Source organism: Pseudofulvimonas gallinarii (genome assembly GCF_004343305.1).
GTDB classification, from domain to species: Bacteria; Pseudomonadota; Gammaproteobacteria; order Xanthomonadales; family UBA2363; genus Pseudofulvimonas; species Pseudofulvimonas gallinarii.
This window is the reverse complement of the sequence record NZ_SMAF01000001.1, coordinates 240,918-259,998: the sequence shown is the minus strand read 5'-3', so window position 1 is coordinate 259,998 and position 19,081 is coordinate 240,918. Positions and strand designations below refer to the sequence as shown.

Annotated in this window: 21 protein-coding genes; 6 read left to right on the top strand and 15 right to left on the bottom strand. The window is 67.8% G+C overall.

The annotated features are described in order from the left end of the window. Nucleotides 1–210 precede the first annotated feature (210 nt). A complete protein-coding gene (locus EDC25_RS14845) occupies nt 211–630 on the top strand; it encodes a hypothetical protein (RefSeq protein ID WP_207905694.1) in 420 nt (139 codons plus the stop codon). Here the strand turns inward: EDC25_RS14845 and EDC25_RS01270 are convergent. The 7 genes from EDC25_RS01270 to hpf all read right to left on the bottom strand — a co-directional run bounded on the left by EDC25_RS01270 (nt 609) and on the right by hpf (nt 6,748). Further along, nucleotides 609–1,904, bottom strand: coding sequence for an alkaline phosphatase family protein (locus EDC25_RS01270; protein ID WP_123520665.1), 1,296 nt, complete (start codon nt 1,902–1,904; stop codon nt 609–611). The two genes, EDC25_RS14845 and EDC25_RS01270, sit on opposite strands and share 22 nt — an antisense overlap. Nucleotides 1,905–2,161: 257 nt before the next feature. Next, nucleotides 2,162–3,826, bottom strand: a complete 1,665-nt coding sequence (gene ptsP, locus EDC25_RS01265) for a phosphoenolpyruvate--protein phosphotransferase (protein WP_132577165.1) — start codon at nt 3,824–3,826, stop codon at nt 2,162–2,164. Continuing rightward, a complete protein-coding gene (locus EDC25_RS01260; RefSeq protein WP_123520668.1) occupies nt 3,826–4,095 on the bottom strand; it encodes an HPr family phosphocarrier protein in 270 nt (89 codons plus the stop codon). The genes ptsP and EDC25_RS01260 overlap by 1 nt, the downstream gene beginning before the upstream one ends. After that, nucleotides 4,092–4,499 (bottom strand): PTS sugar transporter subunit IIA, encoded by a 408-nt coding sequence (locus EDC25_RS01255; protein ID WP_123520669.1) that lies wholly within the window; start codon nt 4,497–4,499, stop codon nt 4,092–4,094. Before EDC25_RS01255 ends, EDC25_RS01260 begins: the two co-directional genes overlap by 4 nt. Then, nucleotides 4,496–5,386: an RNase adapter RapZ gene (gene rapZ, locus EDC25_RS01250; protein WP_123520670.1), complete on the bottom strand. Its 891-nt coding sequence runs from the start codon at nt 5,384–5,386 to the stop codon at nt 4,496–4,498. Before rapZ ends, EDC25_RS01255 begins: the two co-directional genes overlap by 4 nt. Further along, a complete protein-coding gene (hprK, locus tag EDC25_RS01245) occupies nt 5,383–6,333 on the bottom strand; it encodes an HPr(Ser) kinase/phosphatase (RefSeq protein ID WP_132577164.1) in 951 nt (316 codons plus the stop codon). Before hprK ends, rapZ begins: the two co-directional genes overlap by 4 nt. A 97-nt stretch (nt 6,334–6,430) precedes the next feature. Then, nucleotides 6,431–6,748, bottom strand: a complete 318-nt coding sequence (gene hpf / locus EDC25_RS01240; protein WP_123520671.1) for a ribosome hibernation-promoting factor, HPF/YfiA family — start codon at nt 6,746–6,748, stop codon at nt 6,431–6,433. 173 nt (nt 6,749–6,921) lie between these two features. Here hpf and EDC25_RS01235 point away from each other — a divergent pair, with 173 nt between their 5' ends. Both EDC25_RS01235 and EDC25_RS01230 read left to right on the top strand, forming a co-directional pair. Further along, the gene (locus EDC25_RS01235; protein ID WP_123520672.1) at nt 6,922–7,368 is read left to right on the top strand and encodes an Hsp20/alpha crystallin family protein; all 447 of its coding nucleotides are present in this window, start codon (nt 6,922–6,924) and stop codon (nt 7,366–7,368) included. A 136-nt stretch (nt 7,369–7,504) separates the two neighbouring features. Beyond that, nucleotides 7,505–8,359 (top strand): DnaJ C-terminal domain-containing protein, encoded by an 855-nt coding sequence (locus EDC25_RS01230; RefSeq protein WP_123520673.1) that lies wholly within the window; start codon nt 7,505–7,507, stop codon nt 8,357–8,359. A gap of 62 nt (nt 8,360–8,421) precedes the next feature. On the opposite strand, the gene rnk is transcribed toward EDC25_RS01230, so the two are convergent. The 6 genes from rnk to EDC25_RS14960 all read right to left on the bottom strand — a co-directional run bounded on the left by rnk (nt 8,422) and on the right by EDC25_RS14960 (nt 13,147). Next, nucleotides 8,422–8,835 carry a nucleoside diphosphate kinase regulator gene (gene rnk / locus EDC25_RS01225; RefSeq protein WP_205984818.1) on the bottom strand — a complete coding sequence of 138 codons (414 nt, stop codon included), beginning with the start codon at nt 8,833–8,835 and terminating at the stop codon, nt 8,422–8,424. A 273-nt stretch (nt 8,836–9,108) separates the two neighbouring features. Then, nucleotides 9,109–10,125 (bottom strand): oxidoreductase, encoded by a 1,017-nt coding sequence (locus EDC25_RS01220; RefSeq protein ID WP_123520675.1) that lies wholly within the window; start codon nt 10,123–10,125, stop codon nt 9,109–9,111. 93 nt (nt 10,126–10,218) lie between these two features. Next, the gene (locus tag EDC25_RS01215; RefSeq protein ID WP_123520676.1) at nt 10,219–11,049 is read right to left on the bottom strand and encodes a M23 family metallopeptidase; all 831 of its coding nucleotides are present in this window, start codon (nt 11,047–11,049) and stop codon (nt 10,219–10,221) included. Then, nucleotides 11,046–12,395, bottom strand: coding sequence for a dihydroorotase (locus tag EDC25_RS01210; protein WP_123520677.1), 1,350 nt, complete (start codon nt 12,393–12,395; stop codon nt 11,046–11,048). Before EDC25_RS01210 ends, EDC25_RS01215 begins: the two co-directional genes overlap by 4 nt. Next, nucleotides 12,385–12,651 carry a membrane protein insertion efficiency factor YidD gene (gene yidD / locus EDC25_RS01205; protein WP_205984820.1) on the bottom strand — a complete coding sequence of 89 codons (267 nt, stop codon included), beginning with the start codon at nt 12,649–12,651 and terminating at the stop codon, nt 12,385–12,387. The genes EDC25_RS01210 and yidD overlap by 11 nt, the downstream gene beginning before the upstream one ends. A gap of 79 nt (nt 12,652–12,730) precedes the next feature. After that, nucleotides 12,731–13,147, bottom strand: a complete 417-nt coding sequence (locus EDC25_RS14960; RefSeq protein WP_240639544.1) for a hypothetical protein — start codon at nt 13,145–13,147, stop codon at nt 12,731–12,733. A gap of 1 nt (nt 13,148) precedes the next feature. Here EDC25_RS14960 and dksA point away from each other — a divergent pair, with 1 nt between their 5' ends. Together dksA and EDC25_RS01195 are read left to right on the top strand one after the other, a co-directional pair. Then, nucleotides 13,149–13,682 carry an RNA polymerase-binding protein DksA gene (gene dksA, locus EDC25_RS14955; protein WP_243695089.1) on the top strand — a complete coding sequence of 178 codons (534 nt, stop codon included), beginning with the start codon at nt 13,149–13,151 and terminating at the stop codon, nt 13,680–13,682. A 268-nt stretch (nt 13,683–13,950) separates the two neighbouring features. Next, nucleotides 13,951–14,427, top strand: coding sequence for a hypothetical protein (locus EDC25_RS01195; RefSeq protein ID WP_123520679.1), 477 nt, complete (start codon nt 13,951–13,953; stop codon nt 14,425–14,427). A gap of 63 nt (nt 14,428–14,490) precedes the next feature. Here the strand turns inward: EDC25_RS01195 and EDC25_RS01190 are convergent, their stop codons facing one another. Both EDC25_RS01190 and EDC25_RS01185 read right to left on the bottom strand, forming a co-directional pair. Further along, the gene (locus EDC25_RS01190) at nt 14,491–15,771 is read right to left on the bottom strand and encodes a polyhydroxyalkanoate depolymerase (RefSeq protein WP_123520680.1); all 1,281 of its coding nucleotides are present in this window, start codon (nt 15,769–15,771) and stop codon (nt 14,491–14,493) included. Nucleotides 15,772–15,856: 85 nt separating this feature from the next. After that, complete coding sequence (locus tag EDC25_RS01185) at nt 15,857–17,665, bottom strand: DEAD/DEAH box helicase (protein ID WP_123520705.1); 1,809 nt, start codon at nt 17,663–17,665, stop codon at nt 15,857–15,859. Between the two features lie 225 nt (nt 17,666–17,890). Here EDC25_RS01185 and EDC25_RS01180 point away from each other — a divergent pair, with 225 nt between their 5' ends. Then, complete coding sequence (locus EDC25_RS01180; RefSeq protein ID WP_123520681.1) at nt 17,891–19,054, top strand: acyl-CoA dehydrogenase family protein; 1,164 nt, start codon at nt 17,891–17,893, stop codon at nt 19,052–19,054. The last annotated feature ends 27 nt before the right edge of the window (nt 19,055–19,081 follow it).

Below are 19,081 nucleotides of genomic sequence, written 5' to 3'. Positions count from 1 at the left end.
CGGCAGAGGCGGGTATCAACGCGGGCGGCGTCGCTTTTTATCTGGACGGATCGCCCGCGGGCCGTCTTGTGGCGCTATTCTTCGGGGCCGGGTCCGTCCGGCCTGGCCCTGTCCGTACATTTCCAGCGTTTTCAGGGCATGGCTAGGGCGCCATCGCCAGAGCCCGGCGGGTGTGCGCCCGCACTTCAACCATTCTCAGAGGAGCGTCAGATGAATATGCGTATCGCCTTGATCGGCATGGCCGGTGTCGTCGGCCTGGGCCTGGCCGCCTGCAGCAGGGACGAACCTGCCGCGCCGTCGCCCGCTGCCCAGCCCGCACCGGCGACCGCCCCGGCAGCGGCGGCGCCGCCGGCCACCGCGCCCGCACCCGCTCCGGAGCCGGTTGCCGCCGCGGGCGATGTCGGCATTGCCGAATGCGACGACTACCTGCGCAAGTACGAGGCCTGCCTGACCGGCCACGTCCCGGCCGAAGCACGCGACATGCTGCAGCAGTCGCTGGATGCCACCCGAAACGCCTGGCGCCAGGCCTCCGCGAATGCGCAGAGTGCCGAAGCGCTGCGCAATGCCTGCGTGCAGGCGCGTGACACGACCCGCGCCAGCCTGCAGGCTTACGGCTGCACCGACTTCTGATCGATCGCGTTGCCGGGCGGCACCGCTCGCAGCAGCGGTGCCGTCACGGCGGGATCGCCGTCCGTTTCCGGACCCTCGATCCCCAGCAGTCGCAGCAGCAGCGGCTGTACATGGATGTTCTGGAAGGGCTCGACCAGCAGGCCCTGCCCGAAAGAGGGCCCATGCGCGATGAACAGCGCACGCATCGAAGGCAGAGACGGTTCGTAACCGTGACCGCCCCGGTTTTCGCCGGCGGCTTTTTCCCAGGGGCTGAAGGAGCCGCGGCGCCGGATGCGCCAGCCTTCATCGAGCACGCAGACGAACTCCGGTACACGGGGATGCCTGCCGAACCGCCATTCCGCCGGCATCTGTCCACGGGCGTGGCAGTTGATGCCGGACCGGCGCCGCAGCAGGGCTGCGGCGACTTCCTGCTCGTGGCCCGGTCGTGAGCGCAGCGAGGTGATTTCGCCCAGCGCGACGATGCTGATTTTCGCCGGATCCACGAGGTCTTCGAGGAACAGTTCGCGGTCGGGTAGCAGGGCGGCCATGCCGTGGTCGGAGACGATGACGATGTCCACCGCGTCTTCCAGGCCCCGACGACGCAGGCCTTCGACCAGGCGGGCGAGGGCGGCGTCGGTATGCACCAGCGCCTCGTTGACCTGCGTCGAATCCGGGCCGTATCGGTGCCCGGTGATGTCCACTTCTTCAAAATAGGTCAGGATGAGGTGCGGGCGGCGGCGCAGCGGCCGGTCGAGCCAGGCGAGCACGCGGTCGACGCGGTCGCCGGCGCTGAACGTGAGGTCATAGGCCGCCCAGTCGTCCGGCCGGACACCACTGATCTCCGCTTCCGAGCCCGGCCAGAACATTACCGAGGTGCGCAGGCCGGCCCGCTTGGCTGTCACCCAGACCGGCTCACCCTGCCACCAGCGGCTGTCGCCGACGGCGGACGGATCGCGGATCGAGAAACGGCCGATGCCGTCATCAACCATGGCGTTGTCGAGGATGCCGTGGCGGTCCGGCACCAGGCCTGTGACCAGCGTGTAATGGTTGGGGAATGTCTTGCTGGGAAACGATGGCGTCATCCAGCGCGCCCGGACGCCGCCGTCGGCGAGCGCCTGCAGTGTCGGCGTCAGTCCGCGATCCAGATAGTCGGGATGGAAGCCATCGATCGATACCAGCAACACGATGGGTTGCCGCGAGCCACCGGCGTCATCGCTGGCGGTGGGCTGCACGCCACAGGCCATCAGCAGGCAGGCGAAGAGGGAAACGACGGTATAGCGGATCAAACGGCGCATGGGCTTGGCAACGGGAAGGGTACGATGCGGACCGTTCCCTGCATTCCGGCTGGCCACCGTCCATGGCGTGTCCGCTGCCGTGCGCAAGGCACGTACGCACAACGAGGACACGCGGGTACCCGCAACCGTACATCCACAGGGAACACGTGTGGCGATGCGGCGGCACCGCGCTGGCGGTTCCAGCAACGATCCGTACACGTATGGATCACTATAGCAGCGCGGCCAGGCGACCTGCCCGCCGGCGTCCGCCAGACGCCTCAGGCCAGGGTGATTTCGCCGATACGACGACGCGCCTGGAGCAGGGCGCCGGGATGCATCGACAGCTCGCGGACACCCAGGTGCAGCAAGCGCTCGATATGCAGCGGATCGCCGGCCATTTCGCCACAGACGGCGACGCGGCGGCTGGCGGCACCGGCCGCGGTCACCACGCGTTCGATCAGGAAGGCGAGCGCCGGATGCGCTGGATCGTACAGCTGCGAGACGCTGTCGTTGTTGCGGTCGGTGGCGAGCAGGTACTGCGCAAGGTCGTTGGTGCCGATCGAAACGAATTCCGCCTCGGCCAGGATCGAATCAATGGTGATGGCGGCGGCGGGCACCTCGATCATCGCGCCCAGCTCGACGCGCTCGCCGATCTCCACGCCGGCATTCTCCAGCGCCTTGCGCGCCGGCTTGAACAGCTTCCGGACCGCTTTGATCTCGGCGGCGTTGGTGACCATCGGGACCAGTACGCGTACCGGCCCGTGCGCGGCGGCGCGAAGGATGGCGCGGATCTGGGTGGTGAAGACGTCCGGGCGCGTCAACGACAGGCGCACGCCGCGCAGGCCCAGGGCGGGATTGGCTTCGTTGGCCAGCGCCAGTCCCGTGCGGTCGGCCTTGTCCGCGCCGACGTCGAGGGTGCGTATGGTGACGGGGCGGCCCTGCATGGCGCGGACGATGGCGGCATAGGCTTCGTACTGCTCGTCCTCGTCGGGCAGCGTGTTGCCCTGCAGGAACAGGAACTCGGTGCGGTACAGGCCGACCCCCACCGCACCGGCCGCGTGGGCGAGGGAAACATCCTCGGGACGTTCCGCGTTCACCCACAGCGCGATTTCACTGCCGTCCCGTGTCCGCGTGGGCGCCTTGCGCAGGCGGTTCAGCCGCTGCTGGTCGCGCGCGTGGTCCTTGCGCCATTGCTCGAAGTCGGCCTGGTCGTCGGCATCGGGATGCACCACCAGCCGGCCGCCTTCGGCATCCAGCATCAGCACGTCACCGTCGCGGACGCGCGACTGCGCATCGGCGACACCGCAGAGCATCGGCAGCTGCATGCTGCGGGTCAGGATCGCCACGTGCGACAGCGGGCTGCCGCCGGCGGTGACGATGCCCAGCACGCCGTGTTCGTACCAGTGCGCCAGGTCGGCCGGTGCGACCTGGTCGGCGACGATGATCTCGCCGGCGAGCGAGGCCGGATCGATCGGTTCACGCAGGTCGCTGTAAAGCGCGTTGACGACGCGGCCGATGACCTGGTCGAAATCCTCGCTGCGGCTGCGCAGGTAAGGATCGTCGATGGCGGCGAATTCCCCCATCAGGCGGTCGCGCTCGCGCTTCAGCGCCGTGTGTGCCGCGACCCGTTCATCGCGGATGCGCTGGCGCACCGCATCGATGAAGGTGGGGTCGTCGAGCAGCATGGCGTGGGCGTCGAGGATTTCGCCCAGTTCCGCCGCCAGGCTGCCGCTCAGGGTCGCGCGCACGCGCTCCATTTCCGCCTGCGCATCGGCAAGCGCGCGTTCGAAGCGCTTCACTTCCGCTGGAATGCGCCGCTGGCCGATGGTTTTCTCGCTGATTTCGAAGTGCAGCGGGCGCAGCACGCGCGCGCGCCCGAACGCCATGCCGCGTGCGCAGGGCTGGCCTTCGAGCACCTGGCGACGGGCTGCTGCCGTGCCCATCACTGGCCCTCGTCGAAGCGGCGCTCGAACAGGTCGAGGATCGCCGCCATCGCCGGCTCCTCGTCGGGGCCGTCCACGCGCACGCTGACCGTCGATCCGAAGCCGGCCGCCAGCATCATCACGCCCATGATGCTCTTGGCGTTGATCTCGCGGCCGCGGAACGCGATGCGGGTGTCGGACTTGTAGCTGCCGACGAGCTGGACGAGCTTTGCCGCCGCACGGGCGTGCAGGCCGAGCCGGTTCACGATTTCGATGTCGCGTTCGATCATGGGGTGTCCGCCGCCGCGGTGATGACGATGCCATTGCGGCCGCCCGCGAACGCCGTGTCGGCGAGTTCGGCGAGTGCCTGGTCGGGGTAGTTCTGGACGCGGATCAGCATCGGCAGGTTGAGCCCGGAGACGCGGCGCAGGTGGCCGGCGAGGCTGCCGACGCGGCCGCAGATGTTGCTGGGCGTGGCGCCATACAGGTCGGTGAGCACCAGCACGCCGTCGCCGGAATCCAGCTCGTCGATGCAACGCTGGGCTTCGGCCAGTGCCGCGCCGTTGTCGCAGTCGTTGGGCATCGATATCGCACGCGTCGGCAGAGGCAGGTCACGGCCCAGCAGGCTGCGCGCGACGGCGATCAGCTCATCGCCCATGCGGCCATGCGTCACCAGCAGGACGCCGACGCTCATGACAGTTCCCGGTGGAAGACCTGCACGCCGTCGCGCCCCTGGTTCCGCAGGTGCTCCGCGAGGCGTTCGATGATGTATACGGAGCGGTGCCGGCCGCCGGTGCAACCGACGGCGAGGGTGAGGTAGGCGCGGTCATCGGCTTCGATGCGCGGCAGGACATGATCCACCAGGCCGCGGATCTGGCCGATGTAGTCACCGACGGCGGCTTCACGCTCGAAGTAGGCACGCACCTCCGGATCCCGTCCGGACAGGGGTCGCAGCGCCGGCACCCAGTGCGGATTGGGCAGGAATCGGGCGTCGAAGACGAAGTCGGCGTCACCCGGAACACCACGACGGTAGGCGAACGATTCCAGCAGCACGATCAGGCGCAGGCCATGGCGGCCGACTTCCGTGCCCACCAGCCGTCGCAGGTGGTGCACGTTCATCTCGCTGGTATCGACGCTGAGGTCGGCGATGGCCGAGAGCGGACGCAGCAGGTGACGCTCCAGCGCGATGGCATCGGCCAGCGCCCGTTCGCCGGTCGCCAGCGGATGGCGGCGGCGGGTGTCGGAAAAGCGCTTGATCAGCACCTCGTCGCGGGTGTCGAGGAAGACCAGTTGGGTATCGAAGCCGTCGCCGATCAGCCGCGCGAGGATGCGTGGCAGTTCGGCCAGGTCTTCCGGACGGTTGCGGGCATCGACGCCGACGGCGACGCGAGGGTAGTCGGCGCGGCCACCGCGCGCCGAGGCCATGAGGTCGGGGATCAGCGCAACCGGCAGGTTGTCGACGCAGTAGAAGTCGAGATCCTCCAGCGCGCGCAGTGCCACCGACTTGCCGGCGCCCGACAGTCCGGTCAGCACCACCAGCCGAGGCGGCAATGTGGAGTCCTGTCCGTTCCCGCTGCTCATGGCGCGTGCCGCCTGATCTGGTGGGCCTGGCGGTCGATGAACGTCTGCGCCGGGTCGTAGCCCTTCAGGCGCAGGATGTGGTTGCGTGCCGCGGCTTCGACGAGCACCGCTATGTTGCGGCCCGGCGCCACCGGAATGGTGAGCATCGGTACGGGAACGCCCAGCACTTCGTGCGACGAGGCATCGCCACGCAGGCGGTCGATCGGCTGCTGGTTGATGTCGCCATCGACGCGCTGCAGGTGAACGACCAGCCGCAGGTACTTGTTGCGCTTGATGGCGGTGTCGCCAAACATCTCGCGCACGTTGAGGATGCCCAGGCCGCGTACTTCCAGGCAGTCCTGGAGCAGTTCCGGGCAGGTGCCATCGATGACGTCGGGCGCGATGAGGGTGAACTCCGGGGCATCGTCGGCGATCAGCCGGTGCCCGCGTGTGATCAATTCCAGCGCCAGCTCGCTCTTGCCGGACCCGGCATCGCCGGTGATCAGCACGCCGATGGAGTACACCTCCATGAAAACGCCATGCAACGTCGTCGTGGGCGCCAGTGCCCGCGCCATGTGGTACTGCAGGTAGGTCAGCAGGTCGTGGCCACGCAGCGACGAGACCCACAGCGGCGTATCCGTTTCATTCGCGGCCGCATGCAGGTCCGCCGGCGGCGCCTGGTCCTTGGTGATCACCAGGGCCGCAGGGCGGAAATTCATGATCTTCTCGATCATTTCCCAGCGGTGGCGCGGGTCGAGGCTGTCCAGGTACTGCAGCTCGTCGGTGCCGATGATCTGCACCTTGTTGGGAAAGATGAGGTTGAGATAGCCGGCCATTGAGGGGCGACGGCTCTGTTGCCCGCCCGGCTGGATGCTGCGGTTCTCGCCGCGCTGGCCGGCCAGCCAGCGCAGCTTCATGCGCTCACCGACCTGGTCGAACAGTTCGCGGACGGTGAGTTGCTGGTTCATCGTTTGGACTTGCCGGTGGTGTATGGCGGCGCGCCCCGTCGCACCGGATGGCTCGCCGCACCGGGCTGTCGAGCGCCCGGTGCGCGCGGGGGTGTTCTCAACCTTCGGCGGCGCGGCGCGCGGCGCGATGGTGGTCGGTGAGCTTGTCCTTGTACTTGCGGACCTGCATTTCCATGCGGTCGATCAGGGCGTCAATGGCCGCATACATGTCGGCGGCTTCGGCATCGGCAAACAGCTGCTTGCCCGGCACGTTCAACTGGCATTCGACCTTGTGCACAAGCTTGTCGACCGAGAGGACGATGTGGGCGCTGGTGGCCTGGTCGAACACGCGGACCAGGCGGTCCATCTTGCCAACGGCATAGTCGCGCAAGGCCGGGGTTACCTCCATCTGATGGCCGGTGACCTGTATTTGCATAGATGTCCTCCTTGCGCTGATGGGCGACTGCCCGGGATTTCATTGTAGCCATACCACGGATGACTGCCAGATGTCCCGCGCGGATTGCGGCGCCCCTTGAAAAACGGAGCCTCCGCCGCATCTTGCCGCCATCGGCGCCACCGACCGGCGCCTTTCCAGACAGGAGGACGCACATGACTCTGACCCGCTACAACTTCGGTCTTCCCGGCCTGCGTGACGAGTTCAAGCAGGCTTTCGAAGTCCTCAACAAGTTCGCCCAGATGGACGAGGGCGACCAGTCCAATGTGGTGACCAGCCAGTGGGCGCCGCGCGTGGACATCAAGGAAGAGAACGACCGTTTCCTGATCCAGGCCGATATCCCCGGCGTCGATCCAAAGGACATCGAGGTGTCGATGGACAAGGGCATCCTGTCGATCAAGGGCGAGCGCAATACCGAAGCGCGCGAGGAATCCGAGCGTTTCACCCGCGTCGAGCGCGCCCGTGGGGTGTTCTACCGTCGCTTCGCGTTGCCGGATTCCGCCGATGCCGAAGGCATCCGCGCGTCTGGTCGCCATGGCGTCCTGGAGATCACAATCCCGAAGCGGCCTGAAGCCTCGCCCCGCCGTATCACCGTCGAGTGATCCCGGCGCGGAATGACCGGCGTGCGTGGCCCGTCCGCGCTCGCCGGTTTGCGCGGCAACCTGCCTGGGGCCGTCGGTGCAGCCCGTGCCCGTTCCAGGGCAAGGGGCGTTCAGCCCTGTATGAGATCATCAGCGCATGCAATTCCAGGATTATTACAAGGTACTGGGCGTAGAGCCGGGAGACTCCGACGCCAGCATCAAGCAGGCGTACCGCCGCCTGGCCCGCAAGTACCACCCCGACGTCAGCAAGGAACCGGATGCCGAGGCGCGCTTCAAGGCCATCAACGAGGCATGGGAAGTGCTGCGCGACCGCGACCGGCGATCGGCGTATGACGAGCTGCGTCGCAACTACCGCGAAGGCCAGACCTTCCGGCCGCCGCCGGACTGGAATGGTTTCCAGGGCGATTTCGGTGGCGGATCCGGCGGCGATTTCAGTGATTTCTTTGAAACCCTGTTCGGTCAGCGCGGTGGATTTTCCCCAGGCCCGGGTCCGCGCCCGCCGCGGTCGTTGCGCGCTTCCATCCAGTTGACGCTGGAACAGGCGTTCGAGGGCGGCCAGCAGCGGATCGGTCTCAATGGCCGCAACTACGACGTCCGCATCCCCGCCGGCATCACGGCCGGGCAGGTCATCCGCCTGGCCGGCCAGGCACACGGTGGTGGCGACATCCTGCTCGAAGTGGGCTTGGCGCCGCACCCCGTGTATGAACCCGATGGCCGGGACATCAGCAGTGAGCTGCGCGTACCCGCGTGGACCGCGGCGCTCGGAGGAACCGTTTCGGTTCCCACGCTGGGCGGGCCGGTCAACCTGCGTATTCCCGCCGGAACGGGCAGCGGCAAAAGGCTGCGCCTGAAGGGGCGGGGCTTGCCGGGATCACCGGCGGGGGACCACTACGTGCGCATCGCGGTGGATGCGCCGGTCGCGAACACCGAAGCGCAGCAGCAGGCTTACCGGGCGCTGGCGCAGGCGTTCGGCGACACCGCGGCGGGCTGATCCGCGCGAACACAATGGCCGCCGCGGGCCGGCTTCAAGCTGGCCTGCGGTCATTGCCCCGCTCAGGTACGAACCGCGCGGACCTCGATGCGACGCACGGATCCGTCGGGGACGGGCCATTCGATCTCCTGTCCGACTGACAGGCCGAGCAGCGCCGCCCCGATCGGCGAGAGCACCGAGATGCGACCGGCATCGATGTCGGCGTCCGGTGGATTCACCAGCCGGACGGTGTGCGTGCGGCCGCTGTGGCGGTCGAAGTAGTCGATCTCGCGGCCAACGGCGGTCGTGTCGTCGGGCAGGGCATCGTCGGCGACGATACGCGCCCGCGAGAGTTCGTCGAGCAGGCGTTCCGCCGTCGCGACGCTCTGGTTGCGATCAAGCGCATGCTCGGCAAGGGTGGTCAAACGCGCGTGCTCGCTCGCGGTCACCAGGATTTCGGGCATGGCAGCGGCGGCTGCCTGGGTGGATGTGGACATGAGGGTTCTCCGTGTGCTGATCGCGCGGCGATCCTGGGCCACGCGATGCGAACGTCTGGAAGCTGGGTCGGACCACGACGGCCGGACGGAAACGGATCCGGCGTGTCTGGCTGGGAAGGTGGAGCCCCGGTCGCGGCGACCGGAAGGGGCGCGCCGGGGTCAGGAGCCTGCGACGAAGCGGCCTGCGTGATGCTGACGGTGGCGGCGGACGATGGTCATGCGCCGATCATGGGTGCGACGGCGGCGGGGGTCAAGTCCGGCGGATCCGGCCGGTCAGTTTTCCCCGCGGCGGTCCACGCGGACGACGGTGCGCCCGAAGGAGTCGCCGGCCATCATCAGGTCGAAGACCGACGTCAGGCCTTCCAGGCCGGTTTCGCGCGTGATGATGGCGTCGAGGTTGTCGGGCTTCCAGGGTCCCGCCAGCCGCTGCCAGATTTCGCGGCGGATGCTGTATGGGGTGCCCGCCGAGGCGATCCCCAGCAGGCTGACGCCGCGGATGATGAAGGGCATGACGGTCGTGTGCAGGGCGTCGCCGCCGGCCAGTCCACAGCTGGCAATGTTGCCGTAGGGCTGGATGACGCGCGTCAGCCAGGCCAGCGTTTCACCACCGACGTTGTCGATGGCGCCGGCCCAGGCCGCGGTTTCCAGTGCGCGCTGGCCCATCGGCAGGGTCTTGCGGTCCAGCACCGACACCGCGCCCAGCGCCGTTAGCTCGTCGAGCCTGTCGAACTTGCCCGTCAGCGCATGAACGTCGAATCCGGCCTTGGCGAGGATGGCGATGGCCAGCTGGCCGACACCACCCGTCGCACCGGTCACCAGCACCGGTCCCTGCGCCGGCGTCTGGCCGTTCTGCTCCATGCGATACAACGACAGCGCGGCCGTAAATCCTGCGGTGCCCAGCGCCATCGCCTCGCGCAGTCCGAGCCCGGCGGGCAGCGGGACGACCCAGTCCGCTTCCAGCCGCAGGTATTCGCTGTAGCCGCCATCGCGCGTCTCCGAGAGTCCGCAGCCGGTGACGAGCACGGCGTCTCCTTCGCGATAGCGCGGATCGCGTGATTCCACCACATGGCCGGCGACGTCGATGCCGCCGACGAGCGGAAACCGGCGCAGGATCTTGCCGCGCCCGGTGCCGGCGAGCGCATCCTTGTAGTTGACCGACGACCAGGCGGTGCGGATCGTGACTTCGCCCGGGGACAGGTCGTCCAGCTTCACCGTTTCCAGAGCGGCGCGGTAGCCCGCGGCGTCGTTGTGGATGCGGAAACAGCGGAAGGTATCGGGAGTGGAAGTCATCTCTGGCTCGTGGACTGCAGTGCAAGGGCGAGCATCTCCGAACTCGCCGGTGCGGGCAAGCCCGCAGGTCGCGCCGGTAGGGCTGCCCGGTGCTCAGGGGCGGGTCGGCAGCAGCAGCTGCGGATCGAGGCGCACGTCGAACCAGTTCATGCCCCAGTGCATGTGTGGTCCGGTGGCGCGTCCGGTTGCGCCGACGGCACCGACGATCTCTCCCTGCTCGACGCGGTCGCCGACCTTGCGGTCGAGGCGGCTGAGGTGGATGAAGGTCGAGGAAATGCCGTGCCCATGGTCGATCGTCAGTGTTCCGCCGGTGAGATACAGATCCGGGTCGGCGAAAATCACCACGCCGGCGGCCGGCGCCTTCAGCGGCGTGCCCGTGGGTACGGCGACGTCGAGGCCGTAATGCGGGTTGCGCGGCGTGCCGTTGAGGATGCGCTGGCTGCCATAGACGCCACTGACGCGGCCTTCGACCGGCCAGATGAAACCGTGCAGGAAATCGGTGCGGTCGTCATCGCGCTTGCGCGCTTCGATCACGCGCGCCTGTTCGCGGCCAATACGCTCGGCGAGAACCGGGTCGGGCGTCACGGTGGACTGCGGCAGGCCATCCACGCGCTCGATACGCCATTCGCGGCCTTCGATCTCCACCTCGACGCTGCTGCGGCGACCGCCCGGGAGTATCGCTTCGACGCGCTGCACGCCGGTGCTGTCGCGTCCAGCACCGAAGACGAACCAGCCATCATCGGCCACGCGTACCTCGCGTTCGCCAATGAGGACCTGGCTGCCCGGCGGCACGCGTCCGATGACCATCTCGCCCTGGCGGATGGAGCCGGGCAGTTCGATGGGCGAGTCCGCTTTCGCCGCGCCAATACAGAGGGCCACCGTCATGGAGGCGAGCGCGCTGTGGAATCGCCGGACAGGCCTCATCGTCCCGCTCCGCTGAAAGCCAGGCGCTCGCCGGCAGCCTGTGGGGACAGCTCGCCCTCATGCCAGGCGCGATGGCCGTTCACCCAGGTCGATACGACCCGGCTGCGGAAATGCGCGCCTTCAAACGGCGACCAGCCACAGCGGCCGAGGATGCTGTCCGGTGTCACGTCCGTACCCGCTGCCGGATCCACCAGCACGAGGTCCGCCGCGTAGCCTTCGCGCAGCCAGCCGCGGTCGACCACGCCGAAGCGTTCCGCGGGCGCGTGGGCGATGCGCTCGACCAGCGTCGGCAGGTCGAGGTGGCCGTCATGCACGTGCTCCAACGCCGAGACGAGCGCGAACTGCACCAGCGGCAGGCCGGAAGGCGAGGCCGGGTAGGGTCGGGATTTTTCCTCGCGCGTATGCGGCGCATGGTCGGTGGCGAGGATGTCGATGCGGCCGTCGGCGACCGCGGCGATCAGCGCGGCACGGTCGGCGGCGGTCTTGATCGCCGGATTGCACTGGATCAGCGTGCCCAGGCCGTCGTAGTCCTGGTCGCAGAAGTGCAGGAAGTGCACGCAGGTTTCCGCGGTGATGCGCTTGCCGGCCATCGGCCCGGCCTCGAACAGGGCCAGCTCGTCCGCGGTCGAGATGTGCAGCACATGCAGGCGGGCGTCGTGACGCCGTGCCAGCGAAAGGGCCAGCCGTGTCGAGGTGATGCAGGCCTCGCGCGAGCGGATCAACGGATGCTCGGTGACCGGAATGGGCTGGTCGCCATGGCGCTGGCGCGCCGCCTCCATATTCGCCTGGATGGTCGGCGTGTCCTCGCAGTGGGTGATGATGACCGTCGGCGCGTGCGCGAAGATGCCGTCGAGGATGCCCGGGTCATCGACCAGCATGTTGCCCGTCGAGGCGCCCATGAACACCTTGACGCCCGGCGTGGTGGTCGGGTCGATCGCCTTGATCGCCTCCAGGTTGTCGTTGCTGGCGCCCATGTAGAAGCCGAAGTTGCCGAAGGCCCGGCCGGCCGCGCGAGCGTACTTGTCGTCGAGGGCCGCCCGACCCAGGGTCGGCGGGTCGGTGTTCGGCATGTCCATGAAACTGGTGATCCCGCCCGACACCGCGGCCGCGCTTTCGCTGCCGATGTCACCCTTGTGCGGGAAACCCGGTTCCCGGAAATGGACCTGGTCGTCGATCATGCCCGGGAGCAGCCAGAGGCCGCCGGCATCGACCACGGTTTCGTCCTTGCGCGCGGCGAACTGCGTCCCGATCGCTTCGATGCGGCCCGCCCGGACGCGCAGGTCACCCACCGTTACTCTTCCGTCGTTGACAATCGTCGCTTCTTTTATCAACCAGTTACGGTTCATTTTTGATCGGATTTCCAGGATATTGTTCGGGTCCGGGTTCAACGCCCGGCACCGGGTCGTGGCCGCCGGGGCATAGAGGATGGCAGCGCGCCAGACGTCGCAGTGCAAGCCAGCCGCCGCGCCAGCCGCCGTGGCGGGCGATGGCGATGCGCGCATACTCGCTGCAGCTGGGATGGAAACGACAGCGGTTTCCGAGCAGCGGGCTCAGTGTGGCTTGATAGGCACCGACCAGGCGGCGCAGCAGGCGGTTCAGCACAAGGCTCTCGCAGTCCGGACCGCGTCGTGGGGAGGAGGTGGTTGCCGAGGCGGTGCGCTTAGGCTATAACACGCGGCCGCTACGCCTCAAGGCAACAGGGAAACCAATCATTTATGGCCAAGACCCCGGCCAAAGCCAAAAATACACCCGCCACCAGGGCCAAGGCGGCCGCCAAGACTGCCGCTCGAAAGCCGGCGGCCAAGTCGGCACCGGCCAAGACCAAGGTGGTGGCGAAGAAGGCCGCGGCAAAGCCGGCCGCGAAGAAGCCCGTTGTCGCGAAGAAGGCCGCTGCGCCGGCGAAGAAGCCCGCGGCAAAGCCGGCGGCGCCGGTGAAGAAGGCCGCGGCCGCCAGGAAGCCGGCGCCGGCAGCCAAGCCTGCAGCGGCGAAAAAGGCCGCACCTGCGAAAAAGGCGACGGTCGCAAAGGCGACGGTCGCAACCAGGGCGCCGGCAGCCGCCGCCAAGCCCGCGACGACGCCGAAGTCGATGCCGGCCAAGGTGTCCGCGCCGAAGACCGCCGTCGCGGTCGCGAAGGCCGGGACGCTGGTGGCTCGTGCGCAGCCGGTCCGGAATGGCCAGGACGAGCCGGCCACGCCCCGCCGTCGTGAACCGGCGACCGCTGACGTGAAGCTGCCGGCGGGTTACAAGCCGACCGCGAACGAGGAATACATGTCGCCGCGGCAGCTGGAGTACTTCCGGCTGAAGCTGCTGACCTGGCGCGACGACCTCATCGAGGAATCCAAGCAGACCATGGAAAACCTCCGCGACGAGGTGCGTGACGTCGGCGATGAAGCCGAGCGCGCCGCGCGCGAGACCGAGAATTCCCTGGAACTGCGTACCCGTGATCGCTATCGCAAGCTGCTGGCGCAGATCGACAAGGCGCTGAAGCGGATCGAAGAGGGCGAATACGGGTTCTGCGAGGAAACCGGTGAGCCCATCGGCCTGGAACGGCTGGAAGTGCGCCCGATCGCCCGCTTCTCGATCGACGCCCAGGAACGCTGGGAGCTGCGCCAGAAGCACATGGGCGAATAAGCCCCCGCTCCGCAGGACACCGGAAATGCCCGCCTCGGCGGGCATTTTCTTTTTCCGCCTCCCTCTGGGATTCGGGTGCCGGCGACCTCGGTGCCAGACGGATTCGACCAAAGTCGAATGGCAGACTGTGTCTTCCATCATGTACCTGTTGCGACGGGGAGCAACAAGCCCAGCGGAAGGGGGTCCGGTTTCGGGTCGGTGTCGTCGTGCGTGACGGGAACCGTTCCTTCCGGCACCCCACTTGACCAGGCATCATGGTGGGAGCCTCATGGAAGACATTTTCTACACCAAGACGGAGGCGGGTCGCAGGGAGATCAAGACCCGCCAGCACAAGATGTCGATGGGACTGCGCTCCCTGCTGCTGGTGATCGACGGCCAGCGCAGCGGCGAACAGCTCCGGGCGGTCATCATGGGCCTTCGTGCGCCGCCGGATTCCCTCAAGCAGCTGCGCGACCTGGGCCTGATCGAGCGGGCCGGGGCCACGCCCGAAGGGCCTGTCGCCGACACGCCGCCGCTGTCGGAAACGGCCAACCGCTACGGGATCCTCTACGCACTGATGACGGACGTCGTCAGGGAGAACCTCGGTGTGCGCGGCTATTTCTTCCAGCTGAAGATCGAGCGTGCCGAGGATGCGGAGGCCTTGCTCGGCCTGATGCCGGACCTGCGCGCCGCCCTGACCAAGGCGCGCGGCGAGGACTATGCGGAGCAGTGGGAAGACCACCTGCGGGCGCTGGTGGAGGCCTGACCTTCAGCGGGCCTCAAGGGTCGCGGTCGGCACCGTAAGGCTGGCCGCATCCCGCGCGGGCGATCAGACGGCGCGCAGGCGTCCGCGTCCGCTGCGCGGGGCGTCGTGCGCCGCGGCGATGAATTCGCGGACCTGCGGATACACCACTTCGCGCCAGCGGCGACCGCTGAAGATGCCGTAATGGCCTGCGCCTGCGACGGTGAGGTGCTTCTTGTTCGCCTCGTCGACGCCGCTGCACAGTGCCAGTGCGGCGCGGGTCTGTCCGGCGCCGGAGATGTCGTCGAACTCGCCTTCGATGCTGAAGATGGCGGTGCCACGGATGGTTTCTGGCGCCACGCGCTGACCGTCGACATGCCATTCGCCACGCGGCAGCAGGTGCTGCTGGAAGACGATGCGGATGCAGTCCAGGTAATACTCGGCGGGCATGTCGAGCACGGCGTTGTACTCGTCGTAGAAGCGGCGGTGCGCCTCGGCGTCGTCGAGATCGCCGCGCACCAGGTCCTGGTAGAAATCCCAGTGCGAACTGACATGGCGGCCGGGGTTCATGGCGATGAATCCGGCGTGCTGCAGGAAACCCGGATAGACCTTGCGGCCGCGACCGGGATAGTTCGACGGCACTTCGTGGATGACGTGGTTTTCGAACCAGCTCAGCGGCTTGGTGGTCGCCAGGTCATTGACCTTGGTCGGGCTTTCGCGGGTGTCGATCGGGCCACCCATCAGGGTGAGGCTGCGCGGGATCGCCTCGCCGGCAGCGGCCATCAGCGAAACGGCGGCCAGCACGGGAACCGTGGGCTGGCAGACCGAGATCACATGCAGGTTTCCGGCGCCGATGTGGCGGATGAATTCCTGGATGTAGCGGACGTAGTCGTCGAGCGTGAACGCCCCTTCCGACGTCGGCACCATGCGGGCGTCGACCCAGTCGGTGATGTACACCTTGTGGTCGGCGAGCATGGTGCGCACCGTGTCGCGCAGAAGGGTGGCGTGATGGCCGGACAGCGGCGCGACCACGAGTACGACGGGATCGTCCTTGAGTTCGTTGATCACCTTCGCCTCGTCGCTGAAGCGCTTGAAGCGCTGCAGGCGGCAGAAGGGCCGGGCCAGCGCGGTCAGTTCGACCACCGGCACCGTGGCGCCGTGCGCCTCGATGCTGTGGATGCCGAAGCGCGGCTTCTCGTAATCCTTGCCGATCCGGTACAGCAGCTCGTAGCCGGCGGCCACGCGCGCGGCGCCAGGCAGCTGGGAGAACCAGCTGCCGCTGGACGAGAAGATCTTGGCGCCGGCCTCGGCCCAGTAGGTCACAGGCGCCATCATGGCCCGGTTGAACTCGTGTAGCTGATAGAGCATGGTCGGATGTCGGTCCGCGATTGCTGCGATGCAGCGAGGATAGCGGGTTTTTGACGTCCGGTCTGGATCGTTTGGGCGCCAGCCGTCAGCGTTTCGGCTTGCCGGGGCCGTTGCGCCAAGACGGCGGGGCGCCACGTTTCACCGGGGGACCGTTGCGGTCGCGTGGCGGTCGGGCGTCGCGACCGTCACGATCAGCGCGGCTGTCGCGACCTTCGCGCGGTCCGCGTTGGAAGGCTGCCTCGTCGCCACGATCCTCCCAGGGACGGATGCGCAGGCGCTGGCCCGACACCCAGACGTTGCGCAGGTGCTCGATGGCATCACCGGACAGGTCGCCCGGCAGGTCGACCAGGCTGTAGGCGCCGCGGATGTCGATGCGGCCGATTGCGCCGCTGTCCAGCCCGGCCTCGTTGGCGATCGCACCGACGATGTTGCCCGGACGCACGCCGTGCTGGTGGCCGACCTCGATACGGAAGGTCGACATTGCAGCGTCACCCTGGCGCGGCGTGCGTGGGCGGGCGGGACGCTCGCCACCGCCTTCGTGGCGGGCGTACGGCTTGCGCTCGTGGCGGTCGCGGCCGTGGTCGCGCACGAAGCCCTGGCCACCCTGGCGCCCGGTCTGCACCGGATCGGGCGCGAGCAGCAGCGGCGCGTCGCCCTGTACCAGGCGCGCGAGCGCCGCGGCGATGTCGCGGGTCGGCACGCCATGTTCGCCTTCGTAGGCCTCGATCAGCGCCTGGTAGGGGGCCAGGTCGCCGCGCGCGAGCGTATCGGTGATGCGCTGCTTGAAACGGATGAGCCGCTGGTCGTTGACCACGTCCACGCTGGGCAGGCTCATCACTTCGATGGGCTGGTTGGTGGCGCGCTCGATGGCACGCAGCAGGTGCCGCTCGCGTGCGGATACGAAGAGGATCGCCTCGCCGGTGCGGCCGGCACGGCCGGTGCGGCCGATCCGGTGCACGTAGCTCTCGGTGTCGTAGGGTATGTCGTAGTTCAGCACATGGCTGATGCGCTCGACGTCGAGGCCGCGGGCGGCGACATCCGTGGCGACCAGGATGTCCAGCTCGCCATTGCGCAGCCGCTCGATGGTGCGCTCCCGCAACTGCTGGGCGATGTCACCGTTGATCGCCGCGGCGGCGAAACCACGCGCTTCCAGCTTTTCGGCCAGTTCTTCCGTGGCCTGCTTGGTGCGCACGAAGACGATCATCGCCTCGAAGGTCTCGGCCTCGAGGATGCGCGTCAGCGCGTCAAGCTTGTGGACGCCGGACACCCACCAGCAGCGCTGGCGGATCGTGCCGGCGGTACGCGTCTTCGATTCGATGGTGACTGACGCCGGATCCTTCAGGTGGCGTTCGGCGATGCGGCGGATCGGCGGCGGCATGGTCGCCGAGAACAGCGCGACCTGGCGCTCCGGCGGCGTTGCCTGCAGGATCGATTCGACGTCGTCGACGAAGCCCATGCGGAGCATTTCGTCGGCTTCGTCCAGCACCAGCAGCGAGACGCCGTCGAGCTTGATCGAGCCGCGCTCGATGTGGTCGATGAGACGGCCAGGCGTCGCGACGACGACATGGACACCGCGCCTCAATGCCGCCAGCTGCGGGCCGTAGCCGGTGCCGCCGTAGATCGGCAGCACGTGGAAGCCCGGCAGGTGGGCGGCATAGCGCTGGAAGGCCTCGGCGACCTGGATGGCCAGTTCGCGGGTCGGCGTGAGCACCAGCACCTGGGGCTGAGCCAGTTTGAGGTCGATGCCGGCCAGTGCCGGCAGCGCGAAGGCGGCGGTCTTGCCCGTACCGGTCTGCGCCTGGCCAACCAGGTCACGGCCTGCCAGCAGCGGCGGGATGGTCGCGGCCTGGATGGGGGAAGGGGATTCGTAGCCGACGTCGCCCAGCGCCTGCATCAGCGGCGCCGGCAGGGCCAGGTCGGCAAAAGAGGAAACGGGGGCCGACACGGGCAACTCCGGAACGGGTAAAGCGTGGATTGTAGTGGCTGCCGGACTGACTGCGTGTCGCGTGGCGAATCATGTTCAGCCGCCAGCGCGAGGAACACGCCGCGTGGCGCCCGTTTGCCGCGCGCGCGGGCGATCCGTTAGTCTGCGCACCCCAGTTTTCCAAGGCACAGGGACATGGATTTCCAGTTCACCGAAGAGCAGTTGATGATCCGCGACGTGGCGCGACGGATCGCCCAGGAGAAGATCGCACCCAGCGCCGAGCACTGGGACAAGGTCGGCGAGTTCCCGCTCGAGAACATCCGCCTGCTGGGTGAGAACGGCTTGATGGGCATCGAAGTGCCGACCGAATACGGCGGTGCCGGCCTGGATTCCATCGGCTATGTGCTGGCCATGTTCGAGATCGCCGCCGCCGATTGCGCGCACTCGACCATCATGTCGGTGAACAACACGCTGTACTGCAACGGACTGCTGAGGAACGGCACCGAGGAGCAGAAGCACAAGTACGTCACGCCGATCGCGACCGGCGAGGCCATTGGCGCCTACGCCCTGACCGAGCCGCAGTCCGGATCGGATGCCTCGGCAATGCGCACGCGCGCCGTTCTGTCCGCCGACGGCAGCCACTACGTCATCAACGGCAAGAAGTCCTGGATCACGTCCGGCCCGGTGGCGAAGTACATCATGCTGTTCGCGGTCACCGATCCGGCGGCGGGTGCCAAGGGCATCACCGCGTTCATCGTCGACACCGGGCGCGAGGGCTTCTTCCGCGGCAAGACCGAGCCGAAGCTCGGCATCCGCGCCTCCGCGACCTGCGAGATCGAGTTCCAGGATTACCGCCTCCCGGTCGAGGACCGCATCGGTGAGGAAGGGCAGGGCTTCAGGATCGCCATGGGCGTGCTCGATGCCGGCCGCATCGGCATCGCCGCCCAGGCCGTCGGCCTGGCGCGGGCGGCCTATGAGGCCGCCGTCGCCTACGTGAAGGAGCGCAAGAGCTTCGGCCAGCCGATCGGCAGCTTCCAGATGATCCAGGCCAAGATCGCCGACATGAAGTGCCGTCTCGATGCGGCTGAAATCCTGACCCTGCGGGCCGCCTGGGCCAAGCAGCAGTCGCTGGCGACGGGCGCGCGCTTCAGCACCGAAGCGTCGGTGGCCAAGCTGACGGCGTCGGAGGCGGCGATGTACATCACCCACCAGGCGCTGCAGATCCATGGTGGCATGGGTTATTCGAAGGAAATGCCGCTGGAGCGCTATTTCCGTGACGCCAAGATAACCGAGATCTACGAAGGCACCAGCGAGATCCAGCGACTTGTGATCGCGCGCAACGAAACGGGGCTGCGCTGAGCGTTAACTTCCGGCTGTCAATGGATG

Bases quoted from the DNA above. Each gene is read 5' to 3' on its own strand.
- EDC25_RS14845 (WP_207905694.1), top strand. From the start codon at position 211: ATGAATATGCGTATCGCCTTGATCGGCATGGCCGGTGTCGTCGGCCTG.
- EDC25_RS01270 (WP_123520665.1), bottom strand. From the start codon at position 1,904: ATGCGCCGTTTGATCCGCTATACCGTCGTTTCCCTCTTCGCCTGCCTG.
- ptsP (WP_132577165.1), bottom strand. From the start codon at position 3,826: ATGGGCACGGCAGCAGCCCGTCGCCAGGTGCTCGAAGGCCAGCCCTGC.
- EDC25_RS01260 (WP_123520668.1), bottom strand. From the start codon at position 4,095: ATGATCGAACGCGACATCGAAATCGTGAACCGGCTCGGCCTGCACGCC.
- EDC25_RS01255 (WP_123520669.1), bottom strand. From the start codon at position 4,499: ATGAGCGTCGGCGTCCTGCTGGTGACGCATGGCCGCATGGGCGATGAG.
- rapZ (WP_123520670.1), bottom strand. From the start codon at position 5,386: ATGAGCAGCGGGAACGGACAGGACTCCACATTGCCGCCTCGGCTGGTG.
- hprK (WP_132577164.1), bottom strand. From the start codon at position 6,333: ATGAACCAGCAACTCACCGTCCGCGAACTGTTCGACCAGGTCGGTGAG.
- hpf (WP_123520671.1), bottom strand. From the start codon at position 6,748: ATGCAAATACAGGTCACCGGCCATCAGATGGAGGTAACCCCGGCCTTG.
- EDC25_RS01235 (WP_123520672.1), top strand. From the start codon at position 6,922: ATGACTCTGACCCGCTACAACTTCGGTCTTCCCGGCCTGCGTGACGAG.
- EDC25_RS01230 (WP_123520673.1), top strand. From the start codon at position 7,505: ATGCAATTCCAGGATTATTACAAGGTACTGGGCGTAGAGCCGGGAGAC.
- rnk (WP_205984818.1), bottom strand. From the start codon at position 8,835: ATGTCCACATCCACCCAGGCAGCCGCCGCTGCCATGCCCGAAATCCTG.
- EDC25_RS01220 (WP_123520675.1), bottom strand. From the start codon at position 10,125: ATGACTTCCACTCCCGATACCTTCCGCTGTTTCCGCATCCACAACGAC.
- EDC25_RS01215 (WP_123520676.1), bottom strand. From the start codon at position 11,049: ATGAGGCCTGTCCGGCGATTCCACAGCGCGCTCGCCTCCATGACGGTG.
- EDC25_RS01210 (WP_123520677.1), bottom strand. From the start codon at position 12,395: ATGAACCGTAACTGGTTGATAAAAGAAGCGACGATTGTCAACGACGGA.
- EDC25_RS01195 (WP_123520679.1), top strand. From the start codon at position 13,951: ATGGAAGACATTTTCTACACCAAGACGGAGGCGGGTCGCAGGGAGATC.
- EDC25_RS01190 (WP_123520680.1), bottom strand. From the start codon at position 15,771: ATGCTCTATCAGCTACACGAGTTCAACCGGGCCATGATGGCGCCTGTG.
- EDC25_RS01185 (WP_123520705.1), bottom strand. From the start codon at position 17,665: ATGCAGGCGCTGGGCGACGTCGGCTACGAATCCCCTTCCCCCATCCAG.
- EDC25_RS01180 (WP_123520681.1), top strand. From the start codon at position 17,891: ATGGATTTCCAGTTCACCGAAGAGCAGTTGATGATCCGCGACGTGGCG.